Genomic DNA, 21,191 nt, shown 5'->3' with positions numbered 1-21,191 from the left:
GCATGTTTTTGCGCTGTTCAGTTATGTGCAGTCATCCTGAGCGGAAAACCCAAATCTCGTTCTGCTGAAAATAAGAATTTTTTGTCCGTTATTTTTCCGGCATTGCTCTGCTTCACGCTATTTTTTAACTCTGGAAGGTTATATCATCTTTAACGCGTGGATTCTTTAAAATGACAGGTGATGGCAGGAGGGATACGAAGCTTATGAGGACACTTTCACTGCCGGAGGTTGTCCTTTCCGGAATCGGGGTAATTCTTGGAGCAGGTATTTATGCCCTTATCGGTGAGGCGGCGGCTACTGCCGGAAATGCACTATGGCTCTCTTTTGTATTCTCTGCCCTGATTGCCTCGTTTACCGGATTTTCATATATGGAACTGTCGTCAATGTTTCCGCGGGCAAGTGCGGAATATGAATATACTAAGCATTCTTTCGGCAGCAATCTTGCATTTATGACCGGAATTATGGTCATTCTCTCCGGAATTATCGGTGCGTCAACCGTTGCACTTGGTTTTTCCGGGTATTTCCGTGGTATTTTTGACCTGCCTGTTCTCCTTATCTCATCTGTTCTGCTTCTGCTTCTATCCCTGCTTCTCTTTGCCGGGATAAGGCAGTCTGCCATGGTTGCAATTGTATTTACTCTCATTGAGGCAGGCGGCCTTGTCGGGATTATACTGATAGGTCTGCCCTATATCGGTTCTGTTGATTATTTCTATATGCCGCTTGGAATGGCCGGTGTCTTTCAGGCGGCGGCGCTGATATTTTTTGCGTACCAGGGTTTTGAGGAGATTGTTAAATTATCGGAGGAGACGAAGGACCCTGAGAGGACTATACCCTTAGGTCTTATTATTGCGCTCTCTGTGACAATTCTGCTCTATGTTCTTGTCTCAGTCACGGTTGTGAGCATCTCCGGCTGGGAGGCAGTTGCCGGTTCAGAGAACCCCTTTGCCATGATAGCCGGTGAGGTGTTTGACGGCGGCCATCAGGTCTTTACTCTCATTGCCCTTTTCGCAACCGCAAATACCGTCCTTCTGATGCTTCTCTCATCATCGAGGATTATCTACGGGATGGCGAAAGAAGGACGCCTGCCGGGTTTTCTTGCCCGCGTGCATAAGAGGACGAGGACTCCTGCTTATGCTGTTTTTGTATCGGGGACGCTCTCTCTTCTGTTTCTGTCATTCGGAAATATAAGGGATGTTGCTTCTGTTACAAATTTTACGCTTTATTTCACATTTACGGCCATCAATGCCTCAGTTATTGTATTAAGATTCAGTATGCCGGAGAAAAGGAGACCTTTTAAGGTACCTCTGAGTTTTGGCAGACTTCCCCTTATGCCTGTTATGGGTATTGCGGCGTGCCTTTTTTTCCTCTTCCAGATGGACTTCATCATCCTTTTAACCGGGGTTTTTCTCACCGCTTGTGCGTTTGCGGGTGCGAAATATTTCGGGGTGGAGTGACCGGGATCTCTCCCTTCTCCGTAATTTTTATCCTTTCTGACTATTAACTGTTGAATGGTTATCCGGAGTCGGAGATATGAAGAAGGAATGGTCTGGTGAGAGGATAGCAGTCTCATATATTGCTATTGAGGATCTCGGAGATATATGCCGGATGCTTGAAAAGGAGTCGGTATGCAGGTGGCTTTTTTTTGGTCCGAACAGTTATGAGGTGACAGAGTCTTATTTTACGCCCCTGATTGAATCAGTAATTCTGAGCCTTTCTGACGGCAGGGTGCCTGAATCTCCGGTTTTCACAGTCCGTTCAAAGGAGAGTGGTGAATTTGCCGGACAGTGTGCCATTCTTCCGGTGGACTTCAGTCCGGGTGCATATCTCATAGGGTACCAGATTGACGAGGGCTTTCAGGGACTGGGTTTTGGCACTGAGGCATGTGAATTTCTGGTTTATTATGCGTTTAGATATGCCGGCGCTTACCGCTTAAACGGGGACACTGTCTATGAGAATTTTCGTTCATGGAAGATCATGGAGAGGTGCGGTTTTGTATTTGAGGGGCGCAGAAAGAATTACTGGCATGCACGCGGTGGCTTTTATGACCAGGTGCTATATGGTCTGTTAAAAGATTCTCTGGATGACGGATATCTCGTTTATCTCGCGGAAAAGTGGTCAGGGTAGGTTATGAGTTATTTTTTTGCTCATCCTCTCCCTGCTCTCTTCTTTCTGACCTGATATTCTGCAGGGGTATCTCTAATATAACTCAGACTGAATAATTACTGTTATTATGACTGAGGCTGATCTGACGGTGGTCACCGGAAATCCGGGTAAGGCAAGGGAAGTTGCAGCATTCTTCGGGGATCAGGTGCATGTTGCCCATGTAAAACTTGATCTTCCGGAGTACAGAGACAATGATGTCGGGAAGATTGCGGCCCTGAAGGCAGAGGCTGCTTATGAGGCGGTGGGCGGACCTGTTATTGTAGATGATACCGGGTTTTATATTTCTGCCCTGAACGGTTTTCCGGGTGCATATGCTGCATATGTTCTTGATACGATCGGAATGGAGGGGGTTCTTAAACTTCTTGACGGTATATCTGAGAGAAGTGCATATTTTGAGACTGCCATTGCCTATAAGGACGGGGATGTTGAGAGGCTCTTTAGAGGGCGTGTTGACGGAGTAATTACCGAATGCAGCAGGGGTGAGGACGGATTTGGCTATGACCCGATATTTGAAGTTGATGGCCGGACTTTTGCTGAGATTCCGCTTGAGGAGAAGTCGGAGATCTCTCACAGGGGACTGGCGCTTCTCGCTTTTTCTGAGTGGTTCAGGTATGAATATGGTTTCTGATCCTGACGGGTGATAATCCAAAATGTTAATATTGCAGACATCAACGTATATAGAACTGATATTCAGGGGTATTACAAAATGGCAAGATTCGCAGAGGCAGAAGCAAGAAACCTCAATGTTAAAATTTGCATGTCATGCAATGCTAGGAACGCTATACGCGCAAGCAAGTGCCGCAAATGCGGTTCGTCTCAGTTAAGACCAAAATCAAAGGAAAGAAAAGGATAATATTTCTTTTCGTGCTTTATGCACGCTTTAATATTCAGAAAAAACTGAATATTTTGTGCTGGAATTCCGGTTAAATGCTGTAATAAGTGACTTTTTTCCCGGGAGTGCTGTACTCGCCGTGGTATGTTTCAATATTTCTTTTATAGCCAATGCGCTGTTCTACACCAAGTTTTTTCAGTTCTTCCCGGATATTCATGACCTCTTCTTCATTGCTCCAGTCATGTGTATAGACATATATCACGAACCGTTCGTCCCGTGAATCCGGGTTCTCCTTTGCTGTGCTGACCTTTGCTGAGAATCCAAGAAGACCTTTTAATGTTGCGTTGCGTATTTTCACCCACATTTCGTCTGTTTCATCTTTATCCAGGAATATGAGCCATTTTCCGGCCTTCTCGTCTTCGTCAGGTGCGGGTATGTATCCTGTCCTGTCCTGTACTATCCAGTACATTAATTCTGTCTTTGTCGGAAGAACCCCTTCACCTTCGCAGATCTTTGTGTATATGCCGTCTATAACTGCCGGGTCATTATTCAACGCTCCGGCAAGGTCTGGATAGTCTGCTGAAAAATCTGAGAATATCTCCCTGAAGTCCTCTGAAAAATCCTCTCCGTTTTCGACCCTGTCAAAGAGATAACTCCCTCTTCTCTTAAGCTCTTTATTCAGGATTATCTCAAAGATACCATATGCGGCTTCCCTGAGTGCGTCTGCAGGGGCATCTTCTTCAGTCATAATATCTTTATTCACGGATATTACAATAAAAATTTATTATTTGTCACCGGAATTCTCTAAAGGCTTTTTGGATTATTCCGGGTAAAAAAAAAGGTTTCAGAAATTTTGATTTCTCTCTTATTTTTTCAGCGCTGATTTTGCAAGTTTCGCGGCTTTCTCTCCGGAAAGTAGCATTCCGCCAAATACCGGCCCCATTCTTGTCTCTCCTCCGACTGCGTTTGCCGCCATTCCGGTTACGATGAGTCCGGGGAAGATCTCTTTTGTATGACTGAGGATGTTGGATTCTGCACGGTCGGCCCACATGAAGCCTTCACCCTTTATCTCTACGCTGCCGCCTTTATCTCTTACAAGGTGTGCAACCACCGAGTCATGTCCGGTTGCGTCTATTGTTACCTTTGTGGCGAGTGTGAGGGGGTCTATATGCAGTCCGGTCATCTGGATGGGTGTCTGGTTGATTACAAGTCCGCTTATCCTGTTATCGCCCTTTATCACAACATCTTCGACATAGGTCAGGTTGAAGAATTCTGCGCCGGCGTCACATGCGGCTGATGTTATCTTTGCGACAGCCTCTACGGACGATGAGACGAAATAGCCTGATTCATATTCCCTGTATTTTATCCCAAAGTGGTCGAGAAGGCGGCGTGCCTCTTCCTGGACGACAATTCTTGGAAATGTCATTCCTCCGCCCCACATACCCCCGCCGACAGAGAGTTTCTTCTCGATTACCCCTACTTTAAGGCCTTCTTCTCCAAGCATTGCAGCGCAGGTGAGCCCTGACGGTCCTGCTCCGACTATGGCGCAGTCAAGGTCATAATAGTCAAGCATGACTTTGCTCTGTTCTGAGACTATAGCCCTTGATATAGCAACTTCATCGAGTTTCATCTTATTTTCACTCTCATACACTTTTGTTTTCATCTCTATTATACAGGTCTTTAAAAATTTCCGTGTAACCGGAAAGTTATACTGTGAAACTTTCCGGATGCGCGATATTTTTATCCCTATGATGCGTATTATATGAGTTAATGATCACAAAATGGAAGAGAGACTGGGGTCTTACTGCCAGGGTATTTGTTACCTGGGCACTACTCCTTGCGGTTTATCTCGTATTTATCGGAGTCCTCAATTTCTTTTTCCCCGGATATTTCTATATGCTTGTGGGTATAGCATTTCTGTTCGCCTTTGGTCAGTATTTCTTCTCTGACAGGCTGGTTCTTGCGACCACAAGATCAAGAATCGTTGCCGAGGATGAAGAACCTGAACTCCATGCAATGATAGAAAAGCTCTGTGCAGAGGCAAATCTGCCAAAGCCAAGGATTGCTGTTATGCCTTCACCTGTTCCTAATGCTTTCGCAACCGGAAGAAGCCCTAACCATGCAGTCGTTGCTGTGACTGACTCTATCGTCAGTACGCTGAATAAGGAAGAGCTTGAGGCTGTTCTTGCACACGAACTTTCGCATGTGAAGAACAGGGATATTCTCACGATGACTGTTGCGAGCTTTATTGCAATGCTTGCGTCCATGATTATGCAGAATGCACTCTTCATGAATCTCTTTGACGGAAGGGAGAACAATGGTGCATGGATTATCATCTGGATTGTTTCAATTGTCGTATGGATTGCGGCAACTCTCCTGATGCTTATGCTCTCAAGATATCGTGAGTTTGCGGCTGACCGTGGTGCTGCCATGATCACAGGCAGGCCTGAAGCTTTAATTTCTGCTTTAAAGAAGATCAGCGGGAAGATGGAGTACGTAAATCCGAAGAAGAAGCAGGAGATTGAGGGTGCAAATGCATTCTATATCATTCCGGCAATTTCAGGTAAGAGCATTACTGAGCTTCTTGCAACGCATCCTCCTCTTGAGAAGAGAATTGCGGCCCTTGAGAAAATTCAGAGTGAATTAAGGGGTTATTAACACCTCTTTAAAATTTTATTTTTCTTTTCACATTTTTTTATCAGGGCAATGCCGGTTTTTCCTGTAAGGGGCCATATGATGGCAGGAGGAAGTCTGACCTTAGATCAAAATCACTATTCTTAATAAGGATCAGTGTTAATCTAATATAGCACGACTATGTGTCCTGCACCGATGGTCTAGTGGTATGACTTTGGCCTTCCAAGCCAATAGCCCGGGTTCAATTCCCGGTCGGTGCACTCGTTTTTTCAGGTATTGTTCTTAATATTTTAATCTGATGGACCTGGAGCAATATCTCCGGTACTGATTATTACTTCTGACTTTTAAGTTCATTCGGGGTCTGAAATATTATGGATTCTTTCAGTAAAATCAGGGATTATCTTTCTGATCTGACCGGTTTTACAGATGTGAAAAGGATAGAGAAGGGCTACTCTTTTGAAAAGAAGTACATCCTGTCCGGCAGTTGTGATCAGAAATATCTCCTCCGGATTGCAGAGATCCCAAAAGGTCAGTCTGCGGCCGGAAAAAAAGCTGAGTTTGAGGTTATTGGGCGGGCCGGGCAATATTCTGAACTTGTTCCAAAGGCGCATTATTTTGGCGTTTCAGATGACGATAGTCTCTGTTACATGCTACTTGATTATATCCCGGGAAGGGACTGTGAAGATGCCCTTGTGGAACTTTCTTCTGATGACCAGTACAGCCTTGGGTTTGATGCCGGAAAGGAACTGTTAAAGCTTCACAGGCTTGATGCGCCGGAGGATATGGAAGAATGGCATGAGAGGTACTCATCAAAATATAAACGGAAATGCTCTGTTTTTGATGAATATAATATAAAATCCGGTATTGTTGACATGGAGAAAGTCTCCCGGTTTATCCGGGCCAGTAACTCCAATATGGGATGTGAAAGGCAGTCATTTCTCCATGATGATTATCACCCGGGAAACCTCATTGTGGATAAAAAAAAGCTCTGCGGTATAATTGATTTTAACAGGTATGACTGGGGTGATCCTGTGCATGATTTTGTAAAAACTGCGTATTTCTCAAGTGCTGTCAGTATTCCCTTTTCCGTGGGCCAGATTGATGGTTATAACGGAGATGAGGTCTCTTCCGAATTCTGGGGTAAGTATTCGCTGTATGCAGCCATGATGATTGTACCTGATCTGGTCTGGTCATGCTGGTATTCACATCAGGTTGGTTCCCCTGAACAGGCTGAGTTGTCAGAAGAGAGGGTAAGGAGAGTGTTTTGGGATCACGACGGATTTGATTCAGAAGTTCCGCTGTGGTACAGGGATTACAAAGGGCTATGGGACTGACCGGCCCGTAAAATAAATATTGGTTTCTTTTGACTGTTCAGGTTATCAGGTCCTGAAGTGTCTCTTATCTTTTTCCGGTCTCCTCATCGGCAGTGTCAAAGATGAGGTCCTGGTATTTGTACGGGAAGAGATGCCCTTCTCCTTCGAGGACATGAAGTCTGCATTCGGGGATGTTTTCCCCGAGATGCTTTCCGTATTCAAACGGAACCAGATGGTCTTCTGTGCCGTGGAATACATGGACTTTACATTTTATCTCTTTCAGCCTGAATCCCCAGTCCACATAATGTACTGCTGCATCGGTGGTGACGCCCCGGCCTCCCTGCCGGAATGCCTCGTTTCCCTCCTCCATGAAGATTTCTTTGAACGCGGGGTCTGCTGAGATCTCTTTATCTGATTCACAGAGTTCTTTCATCATGGCTTTGTAGAATGTTTCAGGCATATACTTTTCACCGGCGCCCATAATGTCAAAGAAGAATCTGAACATTTTAGGATGGCTTTTTGAAAGTGCGACAGATGTCTGGTCCATCTTTGATCTGAGGTACTTCTCTGCACCCGGCAACTCTGCAAAATTTGTATAGCCTGCAAAGCTCATGTTGAATAAGAGCCTTTCCGGGATTGCAAAGGCGCAGACTGTTGTATGTGCACCCCCGCCTGACCATCCGGTCACTCCGAATTTATCAATCTTTAAGGCATCTGCAAGTTCTGCAATATCCTTCGGATAGTCCAGAAGCTTTCGTCCCTCAAGATATGTGGACTCACCCATTCCCGGTCTGTCGGTTGCAATTATCCTGTATCCCCTCTCCTTTGCAGCAGAATCAAATATACTGCCCTCGAATCTTGAACCGGGCCCTCCGTGTGCATGAAATACGGGTGTGCCGTCCGGATCTCCGTATTCACAGTATGCAAGTGTTCTTCCGTCTTTTAAGGTAAGATGTCTGGTTTTCATAATAATCAGCTTTTGAAAATTGAATTTTAAATTTATTTAATGTAACTGCCGGGATTTTCCCGGGAAAAAAATTTCGAACCTCTATTCGGTGTTGCCTTATTCCCTGTTGATTATGGTTATGCAGATGTTAATCTGGTTTTTTCGGGTTTCTGATGTAGGACGCAACCGTTCCTATGGCACAGAGGATTACAAATACCATAAATGCAAGGTTTACAGATTCGGTTATCATTCCGGGGGGGACTTCCGCAAGCGGAATTTCCTGCATGATTATTGCAAAGATCATCATTGATATTCCCATGGATGCCATCATCCCGCAGAGTCTTGTCGTGCCGAGCATTCCGGATGCAACCCCGTAATATCTCTCGCTAACACTGCTCATGACAGCATGGGTATTCGGGGATGAGAAGAGTGCATAACCAATCCCCAGGAAGGCAAGATTTGCTATGATTATTATAACCGGAGTTTCATCTGTTAAAAATGAGAAGAGCAGGAGTCCTGCTGTTATCATAGCCATTCCTGCGGTAGCAGGGATTCTTGATTCAATTCTGTCGGAGAGTTTTCCTGCTGATGGCGAGAGGATTACCTGCATTACCGGCTGAGCTATCAGGATAAGTCCGGCATTGAGTGGTGAGAATCCCTTTATCATCTGGAGATATATCGAGAGCAGGAATCCGATTGCGAAGGTTGCACTGTAGTTTATAAACGCAGCAAGGCTTGAGAGGGCAAATACCCTGTTTTCTGTGAGGAGGGTTATGTTGAATACCGGATGCTCTGTTCGCTTCTCCCATATGAAGAAGAAGGCGCCGGTAAATACTCCTGCGAGCATGAGCAGTAATCCCTGCGGTTCTGAAAGCTCCTGAAAACCCAGCATTACGAAAAATATTGTCACTGCGTATAGCAGGGACCCCTGGTAGTCAAATCTGGTCTTCTTCTCGGTAATTTCATTTATCTTCAGGTATTTTAGTCCGGCTATGAATATGAAGAGGCCTATTGCGACATTTGCATAAAATATACTCCTCCAGCCGAAGAACTCTGTCAGTATCCCGCCGACTACAGGACCTACTGCAAGTCCGGAATATACAAATGCGACATTGATGCCAAGTGCCCGCCCCCTCAGGTTAGCGGGAAATACACTTGTGACTATTGCGACAGATGTCCCGAATATCATGGCGCCGCCTATTCCCTGCAGTACCCTAAACATTATCAGAACCTCTATTGACGGCACCATGGTTGAGAGAAGGGAGCCGAGGGTGTAGATCACAATTCCGGCAAGGAATATTTTTGTCCTGCCCCTGATGTCCGCAAGCCTTCCCATGGGGACTATCATTATGGCGGATGCCAGGAGATATGCCGTTGGCACCCATGAGAGGAGGACTGCATCGGAGAGGAATTCTGCTCCGATTTCAGGTATGGCAATATTTATTGATGAACCCATAAAGGGTGTAAGGAATGATCCGAGTGAGGCCACAAGGAGAATTATATTTCTGTTTATCGTCCTCTGCTCACAATTCATGATAAGGATTGAATCCGGATTTTATATAAATGGTCTTTCTGGAGCGGAGTTTATCCGGCATATAACTGTCTCTTTTGGGGCGGAAGATTGAGAAGCCTTAATATTTTATGAAAGGTAATATTATCTGGATATTTACGGTTCCAAAAGGATATGTGAATAATCCCGTCAGAAGCAATTAGATGCAGATAAATGCAAAATTAAGTGTTAGATTAATTCTCTGGACTCGTGGTCTAGCTGGTCATGACGTCGCCTTCACACGGCGGAGGTCTCGAGTTCGAATCTCGACGAGTCCATTATAACTATTTATATTATATTATATTATTGTCACCTTATGTCTGTTGATTGCTGCTCTATGTTAATTATTGTCAGTACCTTCAAATATGGTGCATTTATGCTGCTACTTTTATAGCTGTATTTTTTGCTTAATGCAAAGTAATCTTTTAAAACCAATAGTTTATTTATATAAATGCAGACAATTGTCTGAGACCTATCAAATAAATAAGGGAATTGTAATGATAATGGAATTATCCGTTCCACGAATTGAGGAACTTACCGTAAAAAATTATCGTGCTTTGCGTGATCTTGAACTGAAATCACTCACTCTATTTACGGTTTTTCTTGGTCCGAACGGGAGCGGCAAATCAACAATCTTTGATGTTTTTGCTTTTTTGTCGGAATGTTTTCAGTCTGGTTTAAAAGGTGCATGGAATAAGCGGGGAAGATTCAAAGAGCTTAGGTCAAGGGGTGTTGGTAAAGATGAAAAAATTGTAATTGAGCTAAAATACCGGGAAGCAAAGAATCTGCCTTTAATTACTTATCATCTGGAAATTGCAGAGGATAAGAAAGGATTTCCGGTTGTCAGCGATGAGTGGCTTCAGTGGAGGCGTGGTTCGCAGGGAAAGCCGTTCAGATTTTTGGATTTTCACAACTGCGAAGGTTACGTACTTAGTGGTGATAATCCCGATAAGTCTGCCGAGCGTGTAAAGGAGATATTATCAAATCAGGATATGCTTGCTGTAAGTACTCTTGGCCAGTTTGCGAAGCATCCACGTGTGAGTGCTCTCCGGAAATTCATTACTGACTGGAATCTCTCTTATCTCTCAGTGAATGATATAAGGGGTACTCCTGATGCAGGGCCTGAGGAGCGTTTGTCTGCCTCGGGTGACAATCTGCCGAATGTTATTCAGTATCTTTCCGAGAGTGAACCTGGGATTTTAAATGATATCCTTCAGAAACTTTCAGTACGCGTTCCGCGTCTGGAGTCTGTAAAGTCGGAGTTTCTGGCGGATGGAAGACTCTGTCTTATGATTAAAGATGCACCCTTTAAGGATCCTGTCCTGTCCAAATTTGCATCAGACGGAACTCTCAGATTACTGGCATATCTGGTTCTTCTGTACACTCCTGATCCTCCTCAGATGATTGGTATTGAAGAACCGGAAAATCAGCTGCACCCGCGTCTTCTTCCCGGTCTTGCAGAAGAATTCAGAATTGCATCAGCCCGTACGCAGATATTTGTGACAACCCATTCTCCGTATTTTGTGGATTCACTGCATCCCGATGAGGTCCGGGTATTATACCGCGATGAAGACGGTTTTACCCGTGTAATTCGTGTTTCTGATATGGAGGCTGCAATGGCATTTTATGAGGAGGGTGGCCTTATTGGCTCCTTGTGGATGGAAGGGGTGTTAACGGCAGGGGACCCAATGGAAAATCAGGGAATGCCTAAAAGATCAATTCAAACTCATCTCAATACGGAGTAATATTTGTGGCATGCATTGATTTTTTTACAGAGGAGGAGTCTGCAAAAATTATTCTGGATGAGATCCTGCCTCAGATCCTGCCTCATGATATTGAATGGAATGTTTATTCGTTTCGTGGGAAAAAGGACATGCTTGGAAAGCTGCTATTCCGTCTAAGGGCATATCACCATACCCCTCTCGCTTTTCGTAAGGTTGTGGTCCTGATAGATAGTGATCACCAGGATTGCATTGAGCTTAAATCAGAACTGGAGCAGATTGCAGCCAAAGCAGGCCTCCCTACAAAAACTTCCGGCTGCGAATCTTTCCGTGTCGTTAACCGCATCGTTGTTGAAGAGCTTGAAGCGTGGTTTTTTGGAGATGTGCAGGCATTATCTTCTGCATATTCATCTGTTCCAAAGAGTCTTTCCGGAAGAAGAGGTTATGAATTTCCGGATAAGATTCATGATCCCGCAGAATAACTGGCTCATCTTTTAAGAAAAGAGTACTCCGGAAGACTGCCAAAAATGGAGGTTGCAGGCAGGATTTCACGTCACATGGTTGCAGAAAGAAATAACTCTCTTAGTTTTCAGGCATTCTGTGAAGGTGTCTGTGCCTGTGCCGGAGATATGCGATAATAGTTCATATCATTTAACGGACAGCATAATTTAGAATATATCTGTAATTTTTATTCATCCTGCCAATTCACTGCCGGAATTATTATCTGGTCTGGTTGTATAGTATCTTTCATAGGGGATGTTCAGATGCGTTCACTTATTTTATTTATTTCTCTGGTTTTGGCAGGTCTGGTTTTAATTGCAGGATGTACGGGAACCACACCTGAAGTACAGAAAACTCCGGCGGTGACAGCGGCACCTACTCCGGCAGCAACACCTATACCGACACCTCAGGCGACTGAGGCTCCTTCTCAGGCGATGACTCCGGCTCCTGTTCAGATGCCGGGAAAGGTTGCTTACTCTGTGGATTCTGCTGTCACTCTTGGCAGGATGCATGGTGTTATGATGGAGGCGATTGAAGAAGCGCTTGCGTATCCTGTCCTCGCTGAGCCTGAAGAGAAGGAAGATTTTGAAGGTAAAGTAAAAGAGTTCGACCTTCTTGCTGTCATGTTTGAGAAGCAGGCAGGTCTTGACAGACCTGAAAATGCTGATATTAAGGCGTCATATGACTCCATACTATCAAAAAAGAAGGCACTTGTGACAGATGCTGAGAATTTCTTTGCCGTATATGAGAAGAAAGGAATGGTAACTGACGGAGATGTGGTAGTTCTTGAGGAGTCCATTGATGGTTTCACATCAGAATTCGGGCCTTTTACAGAGAGCTACTTTGCAGTGGTCAGTGAGGAGGATTTAAAAGACAATGATCATGCCCGTGTGGCACTTGATATTCTTACAATGCACCGTACCCTGATGGAAGGTATTGAGGAGGTCTTTGGTTACGTGCTTTTAAATGAGTCCATTGAAAAGGAAGAGTTCACAGCTAATATTCAGAAATTCAATGAAGCCGGAGCGGCCCTGGTTAACGATGACTATCTTGGAGAGTCGGAGAACAAGGCCAAACTTGCGGCTTACACATCAGTGATGAGTGCAAAGGAGAGGATGGTTGATGCAGCCTATGTTATGTTTGCAGAGTTTGAGGATACCGGTAAAGTCTCCAAATCTACCGGAGATGCCTTTGAAAAAGAGGTTGACTCTACAACGACTGCATATGATATACTTCTTGAAGAGGTCTTAAAAGACCTTTGATTACATTTTTTAGCGATTTTAAACTTTTTTTCAATGTGACAGAAGATGGATCACTATGAAGTGTGGTATGAGTGCATGATTTAGAATAATCTCCGTTACACTTCGATAATCCCAAAACATAATGAAATGCACTATAAAACAGGCAGGAATTAAGGAGAGTTAATAGATGTCCGGATTTTTGATCATTGCTGAGAAGGGGGATGACAAATATTTTCCATATTCACCTGGTCTTTTGGGACGTGTCGCAAACGGAAAAACCTGTGAGGAGGCAGAGGAAAATATGCACGGGGCGATTGCGTTTCATACTGAAGGCTTAAAATAAGACGGACTTTTGATTCCTGCTCCTCTCACTCCTCTTCCCTCATTTTCATCTCCTGTGAAAGACCTACATACAGGTTATAGCAGAGTAGCAACATCACAAAGAGAAAAGGAAATGCCGCAGTTATTGCCATAGTCTGCAGGGACGAAAGTCCGCCTGTGAAAAGCAGGATTATTGCAACCGCTGATAACGAGAGGCCCCAGATAATTTTTTTGTAAACCGGAATATAATTGCCTCCTCCGGATGTAAGTGAACTTAAGACAACGGTCGCAGAATCTGCGGAAGTAATGAAAAAAACCATCAGAAGAAAAATCGTCAGAAGTGCCAGAAGAGACGAAAACGGATAATTTTCAAGGAACAAAAATAGTGCAGTTGAGATATTCCCGCCCGCCGTATCTGCCAGTGAAATCCCTGAGTCTCTCTCAAAAAGAAGGGCAGAACCTCCAAAAACCGAGAACCAGAAGAATGTAAAAAGCGGCGGAACTGTAAGAACAGTAAGTACAAACTCACGTATTGTCCTTCCACGTGAGATCTGAGCAATAAACAGTCCGACAAACGGCGACCAGGATATCCACCATGCCCAGTAAAATATAGTCCACTCCCTGCTCCAGAGATCACCTTCAAAAGGATACGACTGAAGGCTCATATCTACTATATTGTTGATATATCCCCCCATTGAAGAGGAGAATATATTCAGAACTTCCGGCGCCGGACCAAGGAGAAGAATAAATACCAAAAGCCCTGCTGCAAGGGAGATATTTATCTTTGAAAGCGTCTGGACTCCTTTCTCAATACCTATGATTGCAGACGCCATAAAAAGTGCTGTAGCTATAATAATTATCCCGATTGTCACTGATATAGCAGATGAGATCCCATAAAGGTGAGTCAGACCGCTTTGAATCTGAAGTGCTCCAAAACCAAGTGATGTTGCTGTGCCGAATATCGTTGCAAAAACTGCCAGAACATCTACTAATTTTCCTGAAATTCCATATATCCTCTCTCCGAGCAGAGGGTAGAAACATGAGCTTATAAGTGCAGGCATACCCCTTCTAAAGGAAAAATAGGCGATGGATATGCTGACTATCGTGTATATTGCCCATGGGTGTATTCCCCAGTGAAAAAAAGAGTACCTCATAGCAAATTCTGCCGAACCGGGAGTTGCCGATTCCAGAAACGGCGGTGGATGAATGAAATGTATTATTGGTTCAGATACTCCCCAGAATATCAGCCCTATACCCATTCCGGCTGCAAACAACATTGCAACCCATCCAAAGAAACTGTAATGCGGCCTGTCGCCTTCATTTCCAAGTTTTATTGTCCCGAACTTTGACAGTGCAAGAGCCAGAGAGAAAATCAGAAAGAAAAATGCTGACATCAGGTAAAGCCAGCTGAAATTATCCAGAATTACAGTATTAACTCCTGATGAGAGCGTATCAAGTGTTTCTGGGTATAATATCCCCAGAACAATAAATGTTAAAATTAATCCGGCTGAGATAATAAATACAGTCTCTTCTTTCAGTTTTTCAGCTATCATAAATTTTAACCTTCAGGGAACAAGGAAAATGGATGCCTTTAGCTCATTCACTATTCTCTCAGCCGTACTCCCCATAGGTGCCGAGAAGAATGTGGGTGGTTTTCTCCCCATAATTACTATGTCAGCATTTATCCGTTCAGAAGTGTTTATGACTTCAGTTGCAGGATTACCGATTCTCTGTTCAGATACAACTTCTCTGTAATATGGCCTTAGCTCTTCCTCAATTATTCTGAGTTCGCTGTCGGTTTTTTCCTTCCATCTTCTCTCAGAGTACGGATCTGCCCTTCTGTCCCTTATATGAAGAATATAGCATAATGCACCTTTAAATTCTTTAACGTAAGGGAGAGGACGGTAAGATGCCTTTCCAAGATCAGTTGCATAAAGAACAGTGAGTTCCTCCTTATTTATACCCGCTCTCTCTTCCGGAAGGTTTGGGCGGACTTTATGTACAAATGTAGGTATCTCAGTCATACGAAGCAAATCCCTTGAAACACTTCCAAGAAGCATAGTTTCGATATGCCACTTCCGCCTGGTTTTCATATAGACTGCATCTGCATTTTCAAACATTGCAGCCTCTGCAATTGCAGATGCGGTATGCCCTGTCCCTGTTTTTGCCTCAACGGGTAACCCGGCTCCTTCAAGTTCCTCCATCATATTGTCAAACCAGGAATAACTGTTTTTACTGAATATTGATTCAGGTTCATGTACATTGAAAAGAACTGCTGAATTCATGCCGAGGTTTGCGAGTGTATCTGTAATTTTAATAATTTCCTCAGTTTTTTCTCCTTTTGCAACCGGAATAAGTGTTCTCTCAAACATCTCTTATGAATCTCCATGCTGAAGAATTATAATTATATAGTGACATTTATGGTAAACTACTGTTTTAAAAATTTGAGTCTCTCCGACATTAACTTACCGGAAATATCGGGATTAAATAAGTATATTTTCATAAAATATATCCATGCGGGCAAAAACCCGTAATGTCTGGTAATTCAGGAGTGTATATGGTTTTAGTTCACGTTGGTTTACCCTCAGAATAACGGCAGATCAGATATACCAGCAGAAGTATCAGAAGTGTCAGGAAAATTCCGAATCCGAACGAGAGGTCAAATGCCTCCTCTGTCGGTAAAACCCATTTCTCGCCGCCGATTGTGAAGCTGGCATTATAAGCCGCAAGGAAAACTCCGGCAACCATCGGCCCTGCCATTCCCCCTATATTGATTGAACTGTGCAAAAGCCCGGTAGCCCCGGCTGTTCTCTCCTTAGGGACTGAATTTATCATAATTATCATATAGCACGTTGCAACAATGCCCATACCTCCGGAGAAGAGAACCCAGATGATAGCAAGTGAGATTACTGACTGCGGCAGCACAAAGTAGAGCATACATCCGGCCAGCATCATAAACGCCCCAAGATAAACCGGAACCTTTGCAGACCTTCTTCGCATCCACCTCCCGGCAAGAGGGCTTGCAGTCATATCGGCAACAGCTCCGGGCATCATCACAAGCCCGACAAACCGTGCATCAAGCATAAGTCCTGTCGGACTCTGAATAATAAACGGCATAGTCTGAATCAGCAGGTACGTGATCAGGCTTACAAGAATGGCAGTTGCAGAAATTACAATTACCACCGGCTTTTTCAGCATTGAGAGGTCTATTGCGGGGAAATCTGCTCTTCTTTCAATGTAAAAGAAGAGCAGTCCGGAGATTATACAGATGGCCATTGCAGGAAGTGCCCACAGAAAAGCCCCGCTACTGTCATAGAGAAGAGTTATCGAGATCATAAGCGACAGAAGGGAGACAAAGAGGCATAATGTCCCTTTCCAGTCTATACCGCTGGCATTTGTCTCGTATGACGGTCTGATGAGCCACAGTACTGCAATAAGATGTACCGCAACGACCGGAGATAATATGTAATATGTAGCCCTCCAGCCGAAAAAGTCTATAATATAAGCTCCAAAGAGCACGCCTGTCAGGGACCCGGCACCATAAGAGGCCGCAAGAAAGCCAATCCCCATCGGAATTTTGTGCAGCGGAAACTGCTCCGACACCAGTGCATAGGCGATAGGTGACGCTGCAATTCCTATACCCTGCAGGAAACGGAAGAAGAGCAGGGACCAGATGTCCCACGCAAAACCACCCATAAAAGTTCCTGCAACATAAAATGAGAGAAATATGCAGAGCACCTTCTTCCGGCCGAAACAATCACCGAGTGTCCCTGCAAACGGTGCAAAAGCCGCACCCACAAGAAGGACAACCGGAAGAATCCATGCGCCAAGTATGCCTGAGACTGAGAACTCATGCTCAATTACCGGAAGAGCCGCGATGAGCATAGTCTCGCTCATCATGGGTATGAGAATACAAAGAGAGAAGAGAGCCAGTGCAACAGTATAATACCTGCCGTTCTCCCAGCTTCCCTGTTCTCTCTCCTTCAAAATAAAATCCCCGCATTATCTGCCATTTCAGCCGGAAATTCCGTCTGAAAATAGATCATATATCTCTGTTTTCTGAAGTTATCTTCCTTATCATTCCTACCCCGTCAGAGCTGATGGTGATTATGAATCATCTGATAAGAAAGAGGCTTTTGAGCATAAAGGCGGCAGAATTACTTCCTTTAAACACTGCAATGAGAGCCGTGGGCACTACCTGAGCCGGTAACTCCCATACGGTAAGAAAAGGGGCAGAAAAGATCAGTTACCCCTATACTGAAAATAAATTATTTCACTTCGACAGTTGCCTGCCAGCGTTTGTCATCTGTGGCAGTCTCTTCCCAGGCTCTCTTGTAGATGCCGCTTATTGTGTATGTACCGGTTTTTTCGGCCTTAAACTTCCACTCATGAGTGCCGCCGCTGCCGACAGTTCCCTCCGGAACTTTGTCAGGATAATATTCATCCCCGACTGCTGTAAGTCCGCCACCGTTCATCTCCCATGAATACCCTGTTGTCGGGTTTTCCGGCAGTGATAATATGATTTCTGTACCTGACGGAACTTCTACTGTCTTTCCGTTATCCTCTTCATAAAGCCACTGGATGGATGTGCCTGTGCAGCCGGCAACAAGTGCAAGGGCCAGTGCAATACCTGTGACCATTATTACTGTTATTTTCATAATTTCTCATCACCTTTGCAATTCTTTGGCACTGTAAGCCGCCGGATTATATCCGGTTTTAATCTGTGCCTCTTAACTAAATATAGAGCATAATACTGTTTAAATCCTCTTATAACTTCCAAAAATCCGGAAGTTACCGTTTAACTATCATATATATCTTAAAGATATTTTCTTCTCTTCAGCCAGGGAAGTTTAAGAATCTCAATCTCTTTTTTCACCTTCTTCAGTTCATCTTCATGATTTAACAGGCTCTCATCAGTCATCTTTCTCACTCTCTCAAACTCATATTTCCGGCTTAAATGGCTCCCCTCGATTCCGTCTCTTATCTTCTCCCTATCACCGTCAAAGAACTCAATCCACTCCGACACTATATCAAATTTCTTCTCTATCGCCTCAAAATGGGACCGAATTATCCTCCTGTCATCTTCCATTCTGGCTTTCAGACCGGAAATATCCGATTCCAGTTTCTCTATCCGGAGAATTACCCTGTCAGTCCTGAGAGCCTGTGCGGCGATCTGGTCAGTATTATTGCCGGACATTCTCTCTCTTCCGGATTCTGCCAGTCTCCTGAATCTGTCAGAATTGGTCTTTGTATAATTTTCAGCACCTGGTGATATTTTTGGAGGTTTTTCTGGATTATCCGGCTGCCTGGATTTTTTAGGCAGTCCGCTCCCCTCTTTCCTGACTCTCTCCCTGACCTTCTCATGTGTGCTCTTCTTATCCGGCTTCTTACCAAATTTTTCATATATCCCGTCCTTTGAAAGCCCCTGATTTCTCATCCTGACAATATCGGAGATCTTTGAAACTGCATTCTGTTCATACAGATTAACTCTCCCCAATTTCCGGCAGGGAACAATATCGTGGAACTCCTCAGTAACTGTTCTAATCTCATTCTCGGTCAGTCCGGATAACTTTGCAATATCTGCCGCCTTTAATTGTTTCTCCTTCATGTGAACTACCAGTGATTTAAAGAGAGAAAAGATAATTCCTCTCTTTTTTACTATGAAATCTCACAGGATAAAAACCCGGCAGAATTAAAAACAGATCGCAATTTAATTAACCTTTCATCTCAGAATAGGTCATCAATGAGCATAAGATCACGTGATATGCCCGGCATAGGGAAAAAATATGAACTTGACACCGACTTTGGCGACAGAGTCTCAGTGATACAGCTTGAAAGCGGCGGTGCACAACTGTATGTCTCCTCAAAAAACGGTGAATCCGGTTCTGCTGAATTAACCCTTTCAGAGGCTGTAAGGGTCTCAAATGTCCTTGCCGGACCTGTGCTTAAGGCAGAGGATGAGGGTGTTTCAATGGTCTTCTCATCCCTCTCCGACCTTCCGATAGAACTTCATTCCTACACCCTTGGTTCAAAGACTGCCGGAAAATGCATAGCTGATCTGAGTATACGGAGTATTACCGGAGCTACGGTTGTTGCTGTAAGAAGTTCAGGCGGCAGCATCTTAAATCCCTCCCCTGATTTCAGGTTCAGAGAGGGTGATTCAGTGCTTGTAATCGGGGAGGAAGAACAGATTGCAGCTTTTAAAAAAAGGTTCCTCTGATTTATGATAGAAGGTGATATAGCATTTGCACTTCTGCTCTGTCTGAGCTTTGCTTTATTCTCTAAGAAATTTAATTTTCCGCCTGTTCCAATGTATATGCTTGGCGGGATTGCGATCGGGGTGAGCGGGTTAAATATTGTCCATGAGTCCGGCGTATCTAATTTCCTGACTCATCTTGGCCTTTTATTTCTGCTCTTCATGATGGGGCTTGAACTGAACCCTTCTGGATTTTCCGGGAAGAAACGCAACTTATTCTTCTCTGGTCTGACCGATTTGGGCGTAAATATCCTAATAGGGTTCGCGGCCTCAGTTCTTCTCGGATTTCCTCTCTATGAGGCTTTTGTTATCGCCGCTGCCTTTTACATAAGCAGTTCGGCGATGGCAGTATCATCCCTTATAGAGAACAGAAAACTTTCCTCCCCTGAGTCCGAGACTATACTCTGGCTGATGGTATTTGAGGATATTATGCTGCTCTTCATCATAGTTGCCTTCTCTGCCGCTTCAGCAAATCCTGCAAAGATCCTTCTGAGTGCCGCTTTTGTGATTGCCTTCTTCTTTATTGCAGTCAGACTGCTTGGTTCTAAAATCAGGGTTCTGCTTGAGAGGGATGACGACATACCTCTCCTCTTTACATTCACAGCAGTAATCGCTGCTGCGGGAATATCCGGAATACTGGGGATTCCTGACACCCTGACGGCAATTGCACTTGGCTCTGCCCTTTCATCCACAAATCCTGAAATGCTTGAGAAGCATGCCAAACCTTTCAGGGATGTATTTCTTATATTATTCTTTGTCTTCTTCGGAATTTCAGTGGACCTCACCGATGGTTTCCCTGTAATTCCGGTTGTGATCCTTGCATTGCTTGCAATAGCCTCAAAACTCTTATCTTCCATGGCAATAGGAATGTTTGTCCATAAGAATCCATATTCAGGAATTGAGGTCTGGTCTGAGACAACAGCCCGGGGTGAGTTCTCACTTGCCATAGCCTCGATGTACGGCACACCGCTTATTACAACAACTGTGGCAATGATCGTCCTGATTACATCTTTTACAGGTGGATTTATGGGGCGGTATTCATACCGGATAAAAAGATTTTTCCGGGAAAAAAGAAGGGCTAAACAGGATATATTATCCGCCTGAACCGGTATTGTCTCCGGTTTCAGGTTAAAATATATTTTTTTATCGCAGTGATTTTTACCGGTTGTCTGCCTGTATTTTAGGCATTTATTGTCGGAATAACATTCTGAATGGAGTATTTCTCTATTCAGGCCCGGTTTGCCTCAAGGATATCCCGCAGTATCTGGGCGACATCAAGCCACATAATCAGCCTTTTTTTGTCGCTTCCGTCCTCTTTATCCTCGCCAATCTTGATTATATTTTTTATATATGCTTCATTTGAGACTGATTTTGAGATCTCCTCTATATGATCCTCACTTACCTGGAGAACAGAATGGACATTGTCAACAATAATTCCGACATTTGATCCTTCCGCTGCTTCAGGTATCAGGACAATTATCTTCTGCTCTTCACGGTTTTCCTTATCCGGAATGGCAAGTATTCTGTTCAGGTTGATGATGTTTGTAATCTCACCCCTGAGATTAATTATTCCTGCGATATGATACGGTGCCCTTGGTACTGGTGTGATGGGCATCATCTCGACAATTTCTCTTGAAAGGCCTATATCGAGCGCATATCTCTCGCCGTTAATTTCAAATTCTACCACATTTATTATTGCCATATTGTTTCGCCA

The 21,191-nt window shown here is 44.2% G+C and carries 22 protein-coding genes and 2 tRNA genes; 14 read left to right on the top strand and 10 right to left on the bottom strand.

Features of this window, described 5'->3' with window-relative positions; all coding sequences use genetic code 11:
• Window positions 1-170: 170 nt before the first annotated feature.
• From METLIM_RS06100 to METLIM_RS16035, 4 genes are all read left to right on the top strand, one after another.
• Window positions 171-1,454 (top strand): APC family permease, encoded by a 1,284-nt coding sequence (locus METLIM_RS06100; RefSeq protein WP_004077064.1) that lies wholly within the window; start codon window positions 171-173, stop codon window positions 1,452-1,454.
• A gap of 76 nt (window positions 1,455-1,530) precedes the next feature.
• Window positions 1,531-2,124: a GNAT family N-acetyltransferase gene (locus METLIM_RS06095; RefSeq protein WP_004077063.1), complete on the top strand. Its 594-nt coding sequence runs from the start codon at window positions 1,531-1,533 to the stop codon at window positions 2,122-2,124.
• A gap of 106 nt (window positions 2,125-2,230) precedes the next feature.
• Window positions 2,231-2,791 (top strand): RdgB/HAM1 family non-canonical purine NTP pyrophosphatase, encoded by a 561-nt coding sequence (rdgB, locus tag METLIM_RS06090; protein WP_004077062.1) that lies wholly within the window; start codon window positions 2,231-2,233, stop codon window positions 2,789-2,791.
• A 78-nt stretch (window positions 2,792-2,869) separates the two neighbouring features.
• Complete coding sequence (locus METLIM_RS16035; RefSeq protein WP_004077061.1) at window positions 2,870-3,016, top strand: 50S ribosomal protein L40e; 147 nt, start codon at window positions 2,870-2,872, stop codon at window positions 3,014-3,016.
• Between the two features lie 70 nt (window positions 3,017-3,086).
• Here METLIM_RS16035 and METLIM_RS06085 read toward each other — a convergent pair whose 3' ends face one another.
• Together METLIM_RS06085 and METLIM_RS06080 are read right to left on the bottom strand one after the other, a co-directional pair.
• On the bottom strand, window positions 3,087-3,743 hold the full coding sequence (locus METLIM_RS06085; protein WP_004077060.1) for a putative phosphothreonine lyase domain-containing protein: 657 nt from the start codon (window positions 3,741-3,743) through the stop codon (window positions 3,087-3,089).
• A 117-nt stretch (window positions 3,744-3,860) separates the two neighbouring features.
• Window positions 3,861-4,625: a sulfide-dependent adenosine diphosphate thiazole synthase gene (locus tag METLIM_RS06080; RefSeq protein WP_048146245.1), complete on the bottom strand. Its 765-nt coding sequence runs from the start codon at window positions 4,623-4,625 to the stop codon at window positions 3,861-3,863.
• Window positions 4,626-4,765: 140 nt separating this feature from the next.
• Between METLIM_RS06080 and htpX the strand changes: the two genes are divergently transcribed.
• From htpX to METLIM_RS06065, 3 genes are all read left to right on the top strand, one after another.
• On the top strand, window positions 4,766-5,653 hold the full coding sequence (gene htpX / locus METLIM_RS06075; RefSeq protein ID WP_004077058.1) for a zinc metalloprotease HtpX: 888 nt from the start codon (window positions 4,766-4,768) through the stop codon (window positions 5,651-5,653).
• A 165-nt stretch (window positions 5,654-5,818) separates the two neighbouring features.
• A tRNA-Gly gene (locus tag METLIM_RS06070) sits at window positions 5,819-5,889 on the top strand.
• 111 nt (window positions 5,890-6,000) lie between these two features.
• The gene (locus METLIM_RS06065; protein WP_004077057.1) at window positions 6,001-6,963 is read left to right on the top strand and encodes a phosphotransferase family protein; all 963 of its coding nucleotides are present in this window, start codon (window positions 6,001-6,003) and stop codon (window positions 6,961-6,963) included.
• A 64-nt stretch (window positions 6,964-7,027) separates the two neighbouring features.
• Here the strand turns inward: METLIM_RS06065 and METLIM_RS06060 are convergent, their stop codons facing one another.
• Together METLIM_RS06060 and METLIM_RS06055 are read right to left on the bottom strand one after the other, a co-directional pair.
• Window positions 7,028-7,909, bottom strand: a complete 882-nt coding sequence (locus METLIM_RS06060; protein WP_004077056.1) for an alpha/beta fold hydrolase — start codon at window positions 7,907-7,909, stop codon at window positions 7,028-7,030.
• A gap of 127 nt (window positions 7,910-8,036) precedes the next feature.
• Window positions 8,037-9,422 carry an MFS transporter gene (locus tag METLIM_RS06055; protein ID WP_004077055.1) on the bottom strand — a complete coding sequence of 462 codons (1,386 nt, stop codon included), beginning with the start codon at window positions 9,420-9,422 and terminating at the stop codon, window positions 8,037-8,039.
• A 219-nt stretch (window positions 9,423-9,641) separates the two neighbouring features.
• On the opposite strand from METLIM_RS06055, the gene METLIM_RS06050 reads away from it, so the two are divergent.
• From METLIM_RS06050 to METLIM_RS16030, 5 genes are all read left to right on the top strand, one after another.
• Window positions 9,642-9,715: transfer RNA gene (locus tag METLIM_RS06050), tRNA-Val, on the top strand.
• Window positions 9,716-9,934: 219 nt separating this feature from the next.
• Window positions 9,935-11,182 carry an AAA family ATPase gene (locus METLIM_RS06045; RefSeq protein WP_004077054.1) on the top strand — a complete coding sequence of 416 codons (1,248 nt, stop codon included), beginning with the start codon at window positions 9,935-9,937 and terminating at the stop codon, window positions 11,180-11,182.
• A gap of 5 nt (window positions 11,183-11,187) precedes the next feature.
• Window positions 11,188-11,640, top strand: a complete 453-nt coding sequence (locus tag METLIM_RS06040; RefSeq protein ID WP_169312361.1) for a DUF4276 family protein — start codon at window positions 11,188-11,190, stop codon at window positions 11,638-11,640.
• Window positions 11,641-11,955: 315 nt separating this feature from the next.
• Window positions 11,956-12,921 (top strand): hypothetical protein, encoded by a 966-nt coding sequence (locus tag METLIM_RS06035; RefSeq protein WP_157202243.1) that lies wholly within the window; start codon window positions 11,956-11,958, stop codon window positions 12,919-12,921.
• A gap of 166 nt (window positions 12,922-13,087) precedes the next feature.
• Window positions 13,088-13,243 (top strand): type II toxin-antitoxin system HicB family antitoxin, encoded by a 156-nt coding sequence (locus tag METLIM_RS16030; protein ID WP_004077052.1) that lies wholly within the window; start codon window positions 13,088-13,090, stop codon window positions 13,241-13,243.
• Between the two features lie 25 nt (window positions 13,244-13,268).
• Here the strand turns inward: METLIM_RS16030 and METLIM_RS06030 are convergent, their stop codons facing one another.
• The 5 genes from METLIM_RS06030 to METLIM_RS06010 all read right to left on the bottom strand — a co-directional run bounded on the left by METLIM_RS06030 (window position 13,269) and on the right by METLIM_RS06010 (window position 18,829).
• The gene (locus METLIM_RS06030) at window positions 13,269-14,774 is read right to left on the bottom strand and encodes a BCCT family transporter (protein ID WP_004077051.1); all 1,506 of its coding nucleotides are present in this window, start codon (window positions 14,772-14,774) and stop codon (window positions 13,269-13,271) included.
• 12 nt (window positions 14,775-14,786) lie between these two features.
• Window positions 14,787-15,593: a universal stress protein gene (locus METLIM_RS06025; protein ID WP_004077050.1), complete on the bottom strand. Its 807-nt coding sequence runs from the start codon at window positions 15,591-15,593 to the stop codon at window positions 14,787-14,789.
• Window positions 15,594-15,789: 196 nt separating this feature from the next.
• On the bottom strand, window positions 15,790-17,208 hold the full coding sequence (locus METLIM_RS06020; protein ID WP_004077049.1) for an MFS transporter: 1,419 nt from the start codon (window positions 17,206-17,208) through the stop codon (window positions 15,790-15,792).
• A gap of 281 nt (window positions 17,209-17,489) precedes the next feature.
• The gene (locus METLIM_RS06015; RefSeq protein WP_004077048.1) at window positions 17,490-17,879 is read right to left on the bottom strand and encodes a protease inhibitor I42 family protein; all 390 of its coding nucleotides are present in this window, start codon (window positions 17,877-17,879) and stop codon (window positions 17,490-17,492) included.
• A 158-nt stretch (window positions 17,880-18,037) separates the two neighbouring features.
• Window positions 18,038-18,829: a MerR family transcriptional regulator gene (locus METLIM_RS06010; protein ID WP_004077047.1), complete on the bottom strand. Its 792-nt coding sequence runs from the start codon at window positions 18,827-18,829 to the stop codon at window positions 18,038-18,040.
• Window positions 18,830-18,964: 135 nt separating this feature from the next.
• Here METLIM_RS06010 and METLIM_RS06005 point away from each other — a divergent pair, with 135 nt between their 5' ends.
• Both METLIM_RS06005 and METLIM_RS06000 read left to right on the top strand, forming a co-directional pair.
• Window positions 18,965-19,441, top strand: a complete 477-nt coding sequence (locus tag METLIM_RS06005; RefSeq protein WP_004077046.1) for a cation:proton antiporter regulatory subunit — start codon at window positions 18,965-18,967, stop codon at window positions 19,439-19,441.
• 3 nt (window positions 19,442-19,444) lie between these two features.
• A complete protein-coding gene (locus tag METLIM_RS06000) occupies window positions 19,445-20,581 on the top strand; it encodes a cation:proton antiporter (RefSeq protein WP_004077045.1) in 1,137 nt (378 codons plus the stop codon).
• 124 nt (window positions 20,582-20,705) lie between these two features.
• Here the strand turns inward: METLIM_RS06000 and METLIM_RS05995 are convergent, their stop codons facing one another.
• Complete coding sequence (locus METLIM_RS05995) at window positions 20,706-21,179, bottom strand: chemotaxis protein CheW (RefSeq protein WP_004077044.1); 474 nt, start codon at window positions 21,177-21,179, stop codon at window positions 20,706-20,708.
• Between the last annotated feature and the right edge of the window lie 12 nt (window positions 21,180-21,191).

This window comes from Methanoplanus limicola DSM 2279 (genome assembly GCF_000243255.1).
Classification (GTDB): Archaea; Halobacteriota; Methanomicrobia; order Methanomicrobiales; family Methanomicrobiaceae; genus Methanoplanus; species Methanoplanus limicola.
This window is presented reverse-complemented; position numbering and strand designations above follow the sequence as displayed.